This window comes from Geobacillus sp. ZGt-1 (assembly GCF_001026865.1).
GTDB lineage: Bacteria > Bacillota > Bacilli > Bacillales > Anoxybacillaceae > Geobacillus > Geobacillus thermoleovorans.
In genome coordinates this window covers 610,898-616,071 of sequence record NZ_LDPD01000023.1, presented here as the reverse complement: position 1 = coordinate 616,071, position 5,174 = coordinate 610,898, and the positions used below count along the sequence as shown (strand labels likewise).

Below are 5,174 nucleotides of genomic sequence, written 5' to 3'. Positions count from 1 at the left end.
GTGAAATATGACTCAAACCACGGTAAATTTGACGGTGAGGTCATCGCCTTGGAAGACGGCCTGCTCGTCAACGGCAAAAAAGTGAGGCTGTTAAACTCGCGCGACCCGAAACAGCTGCCGTGGAAAGAGCTTGATATCGATATTGTGATTGAAGCGACCGGAAAATTCAACGACCGCGAAAAGGCGAGCCTTCACCTTGAGGCAGGGGCGAAGCGCGTCATTTTAACCGCCCCGGGCAAAAATGAAGATGTGACGATCGTTGTTGGCGTCAACGAGCATATGCTTGACATCGACCGCCATTTCATCATTTCGAACGCCTCGTGTACGACAAACTGTTTGGCTCCGGTCGTCAAAGTGCTCGATGAAGCGTTTGGGATTGAAAACGGCCTGATGACGACGGTTCACGCGTATACGAACGACCAAAAAAACATCGATAACCCGCATAAAGATTTGCGCCGCGCCCGCTCATGCGCGCAGTCGATCATCCCGACGACAACGGGAGCGGCGAAAGCGCTTGGCCTAGTGCTGCCGCATTTAAAAGGGAAGCTTCATGGCATGGCGCTCCGCGTCCCGACGCCGAACGTCTCGCTCGTCGACTTGGTCGTCGACTTGAAGCGCGATGTGACGGTTGATGAGGTGAACGAGGCGCTGATCCGCGCTGCCGACGGCCCATTGAAAGGCATCTTGGATTTCACGATGGAGCCGCTTGTCTCGATCGATTTCAATACGAATCCGCATTCTGCGATTATCGACGGCCTGTCGACGATGGTGATGGAAGGGCGAAAAGTGAAAGTGCTCGCTTGGTATGACAATGAATGGGGCTATTCGTGCCGCGTCGTTGATTTAGCCCATCTTGTCGCGGCCAAAATGAATGAGCGTCTCAGCGTCAATGCGTAACAGCGGTTCGATGTGAAGCGCGCCGCCTGCGCTATGGCTTTTGCGATCCGCACAAACGGATCGGGCCACGGTGCGGGCGTGGGCGCTTTTTCTCTTTTTTATGCAAAAAAATTAAAAAAGCCTGTTGCAAAAACCCCCTAAACAAAGTATACTATGTCTCGTGAACTTCTTAACGGCAAGGGTAATGTGACTACTTAAAGGGTTAGGACCTCTTAGGACTAACTTTCCCCCGTGGTAGTTATACATGCCATTTTGCAACTCACCTTCTGTTTTTTTATTAGTTTGAGAAAATTGGTTAAAGGGGGATTCTTTTCATGGANACGATGGGTCGTCACGTTATCTCGGAACTTTGGGGATGCGACTTTGACAAACTGAATGATATTGATTTTATTGAAAAAACGTTCGTTGACGCCGCGTTAAAGTCGGGAGCGGAGATTCGCGAAGTGGCGTTCCATAAATTCGCTCCGCAAGGCGTAAGCGGGGTCGTCATTATTTCGGAATCGCATTTGACGATTCACACGTTTCCCGAACACGGCTATGCGAGCATTGATGTGTATACATGCGGCCATTTAGACCCGACGATTGCCGCCGATTACATTGCCGAAATGCTGGGCGCGCAAACGCGGGAAACGATTGAACTTCCGCGCGGCATGCGCCCGATCGAAGTGAAAAAGGCGCAGGCGCTGTAATTGGATAATGATAAACCGAAAGGAGCGTAAGCGAAACGCTCCTTTTTTTGCGCCCTCGGCGGTACAACAGCGGCGAAAATCATGGTATGATGGAAGAAAAAGAATGACTAGGGAGACGTGGCAATGAGCATGTGGAAAACACTCAAATACGCCTTCACAAACCATTGTGAAACGCGGGAAAATCATGAAGATGAAGAGCTAAGAAGCCATTATTACAAAGCGACGAACCGCGCCGTCATCGATGCGGTCAAGGAGCTGCTCTCGTCGCTGCCCGGCGCCGAGCTCGTTTCTGTTTCCGAAGAGCGCGGCGAAATTTGTGCGCAAACAAAGCGCGGCAAAAAGTTGTTCATCGTCGCTACCGTCATTTCCGTGCGGCCGTTTGAAACGGCGGTCGACTTTTCCGCGACGACGGAGACGAAGCTATTGCCGTTTGATTTTGGGCATAGCCGGGCGGTCATTCTCGATTTGTATCGGAAGCTCGACGCCCGCCTGCCCTATATCGGTTCCGGACTGAACAGCTAACTATATCTTGTCTGCTTTCGTCCATTCCGGTATGATAGAAAATAAGAAGATCAACGGAGTGGATGTTATGCGATGTCCTTCATGCCATCATCAAGGCACGCGCGTGCTTGACTCGCGCCCGGTTGAAGAGGGTCGTTCGATCCGCCGCCGGCGGGAGTGCGAACAGTGCCATTATCGGTTTACGACGTTTGAGCGGATCGAGGAGCCGCCGCTGATTGTTGTGAAAAAAGAGGGAACGCGCGAAGAATTCAGCCGGGAGAAAATTTTGCGCGGCTTGATCAAAGCGTGCGAGAAGCGGCCGGTGGCGCTCGAGGAGCTTGAAAAAGTGACGCAGGAAATTGAGCGCGAACTGCGCAATCAAGGCGTCTCGGAAGTGAAAAGCGAAACGATCGGCGAAATGGTGATGGAGCGCCTGTCACACATCGATGAGGTCGCCTATGTCCGCTTCGCTTCCGTCTATCGGCAGTTTAAAGATATTAATGTGTTCATTGAAGAACTGAAAGAGCTGATCAAAAAAGGGCAACGGTAAAAAGGGCTTTGGCGTTAGGCGGCAAGCCCTTTTTTCAACGTCTTTTCGGCAGGAAAGGGGAGAGCCGGTTTGAAACGAATACGGCGGAATGGAAGGTCGGAGCGATGCAGCACCATTGGAAAGAGCTGATTGCTGTCGACCGTTATACCGTGCAAAGCCGTGGGGTGTTGCAAGAGGTGGACCGTAAAGTGCTGACGCTGCTTTACCAGCCGCTCATCGGCTGCCGGGCGTTGGCGCTTTATATGACGCTTTGGGGGGAGCTTGAGCTGCTTGACGGCCAGGAAGCGACCCATCATCGGCTTATGGCGCTCATGCAGTGCGGACTGCCGGACATTTACAGCGAACGGTTGAAACTCGAAGGAATCGGGCTGCTCGACACATACGTCCACGCTCCAGAGGCGGATGAACCGAAGCTGTTTCTTTATGAGCTGCGTCCGCCGCTGGCGCCAGACCAGTTTTTCCGCGACGAGATGTTGAGCGTTTTTTTGCACCGGCAAGTCGGCCGCCACTTGTTTATCCAGCTGAGCAACTTTTTTGCCCGTCCTTCCATTGATGAAACGAAATTCACCCAGGTGACGCGGTCGTTTTCCGACGTGTTTTCGGCCGTGCCCGCTGAACAAATCGTCGCCGGCCTCAGCGAAGAAGCCGGGCCCGAGCTGCTTGAAGGGAAGGATCACATCAGGCGGGATGAGGCGTCGTATGTGCTCGATGATGATGTATTCGACTTTGAGCTGTTTTTTGCCGGCCTGTCCAAGCAGCTTGTGCCGCGCCGGGCTGTGACAGCGAAAGTGAAGGAAGCGATTAAAAAGCTGGCGTTTTTATACGGCATTCCGCCGCTTGAGATGCAAAAACTGGTCCTTGGCGTCATCGATCCGGCCTATCATATCGATATTGACGCGTTGCGCCGGGCGGCGCGCGAATGGTATGAGCTCGAACATGGCGGTGTCGAGCCGCGCCTCGTCGAACGAGTGCAGCCGCTCGCCTACCGGACGATGGAAAACATCGAACCGCGCACAAAAGAGGAGCAACTAATGAAACAGCTGGAAACAATTTCCCCGCGCCAGCTGCTGAAAGAGATTTCAGGCGGCGCTGAGCCGTCGCTTGCTGATTTGCAGTTGATCGAAGACATTATGTTCCAGCAGCAGCTGCTCCCCGGAGTTGTCAACGTGCTCATTTATTATGTCATGCTCCGGACGAATATGAAGCTGTCGAAAAAATACGTAGAAAAAATCGCCAGCCATTGGGCGCGCAAAAAGGTGAAAACCGTGAAGGAAGCAATGGAACTGGCGAAAGAAGAGGCGAAAACATACCAAAACTGGGCGAACGAAAAGGAAAAAGGGACGCGGACGGTGCGCAAAGTCGTGCGCACGGAAATCGTCCCGGACTGGCTGAACATGGATTACAGCCAGCCGGATGATGATGATTTTGACGTCGAACAGGCGCGCAAAGAGCTTGAGGAACGGCTGAAAAAATACCGTGATGAATCATAGAGGGAAAAGCCATGGAACGAGTAAACCACCTGTTGCAGCGGTTGCTTGGCAATCAACGGTTTAAACAACGCTACGAACAAATGAAACGCTACATTTTGGAGCATCCGGACGTGCAGCCGTTTTTGCGGGCGCACGAACGGCAATTGTCGGCCGATGCGGTTGACCGCAGCTTGATGAAGCTGTATGAGTTCATCGAGCAGCACGGGAATTGCCGCCAATGTCCGGGCCTTGAGCGATGCAACAACATGCTGCCGGGGTACCATCCAAATTTGGTGGTCAACGGTGGAAGGATCGACGTTGAGTACGACCGCTGCCCCAAAAAAGTGCAGCATGACGAGCGAAAACGGCAAGAGTCGCTCATTCAAAGCATGTTCATGCCGCGCGAAATCTTGCGTGCTTCGCTCTCTGACGTCGATCTCAATGACGATGGGCGGATCAAAGCGATCCGATTTGCCGAGCGGTTTGTGGCGGAATACGAGCCAGGGAAAAAAATGAAAGGCTTGTATTTGCACGGATCGTTTGGGGTGGGCAAAACGTATTTGCTCGCCGCGATCGCCAACGAGCTGGCGAAGCGAAACGTTTCGTCGCTGATCGTCTACGTGCCCGAGCTGTTTCGTGAGATGAAACATTCGCTTCAAGACCAGACGATGAACGAAAAGCTTGATTATATCAAAAAAGTGCCGGTGCTGATGCTCGATGACCTTGGGGCGGAGGCGATGTCAAGCTGGGTGCGCGATGATGTATTTGGCCCGATCTTGCAATACCGGATGTTTGAAAACTTGCCGACGTTTTTCACGTCGAACTTTGATATGCAGCAGCTCGCCCATCATTTGACGTATTCGCAGCGCGGCGAAGAAGAGAAGGTGAAGGCGGCGCGCATTATGGAGCGAATCCGCTATTTGGCCTATCCGATTGAAATCACTGGACCGAACCGCCGTGAGCAAAATATATAAAGGCGATTTGAAACGTTGCCGTTTGCACAGGCATGTTGATTAACCCATAAAAACTAGTTGAGCAGGTTCTGTTTCTAGCTTTTCTGCCGTAGTC

6 protein-coding genes are annotated in these 5,174 nt (G+C 52.4%); all 6 read left to right on the top strand.

What is annotated here, in order from left to right:
* A partial coding sequence (locus VU18_RS11860; protein ID WP_236687381.1) for a glyceraldehyde-3-phosphate dehydrogenase occupies positions 1-897 on the top strand: 897 nt, incomplete at its 5' end.
* Positions 898-1,217: 320 nt separating this feature from the next.
* Positions 1,218-1,586: adenosylmethionine decarboxylase (speD, locus tag VU18_RS11855; protein ID WP_236687380.1), on the top strand; the 369-nt coding region annotated here is incomplete at its 5' end.
* 123 nt (positions 1,587-1,709) lie between these two features.
* Positions 1,710-2,108, top strand: a complete 399-nt coding sequence (locus VU18_RS11850; protein ID WP_014196515.1) for a hypothetical protein — start codon at positions 1,710-1,712, stop codon at positions 2,106-2,108.
* 67 nt (positions 2,109-2,175) lie between these two features.
* A complete protein-coding gene (gene nrdR, locus VU18_RS11845; protein ID WP_013144522.1) occupies positions 2,176-2,637 on the top strand; it encodes a transcriptional regulator NrdR in 462 nt (153 codons plus the stop codon).
* Between the two features lie 104 nt (positions 2,638-2,741).
* Positions 2,742-4,127, top strand: a complete 1,386-nt coding sequence (locus VU18_RS11840) for a replication initiation and membrane attachment family protein (RefSeq protein ID WP_025039135.1) — start codon at positions 2,742-2,744, stop codon at positions 4,125-4,127.
* A gap of 11 nt (positions 4,128-4,138) precedes the next feature.
* On the top strand, positions 4,139-5,080 hold the full coding sequence (dnaI, locus tag VU18_RS11835) for a primosomal protein DnaI (protein WP_013144524.1): 942 nt from the start codon (positions 4,139-4,141) through the stop codon (positions 5,078-5,080).
* Positions 5,081-5,174: the final 94 nt, after the last annotated feature.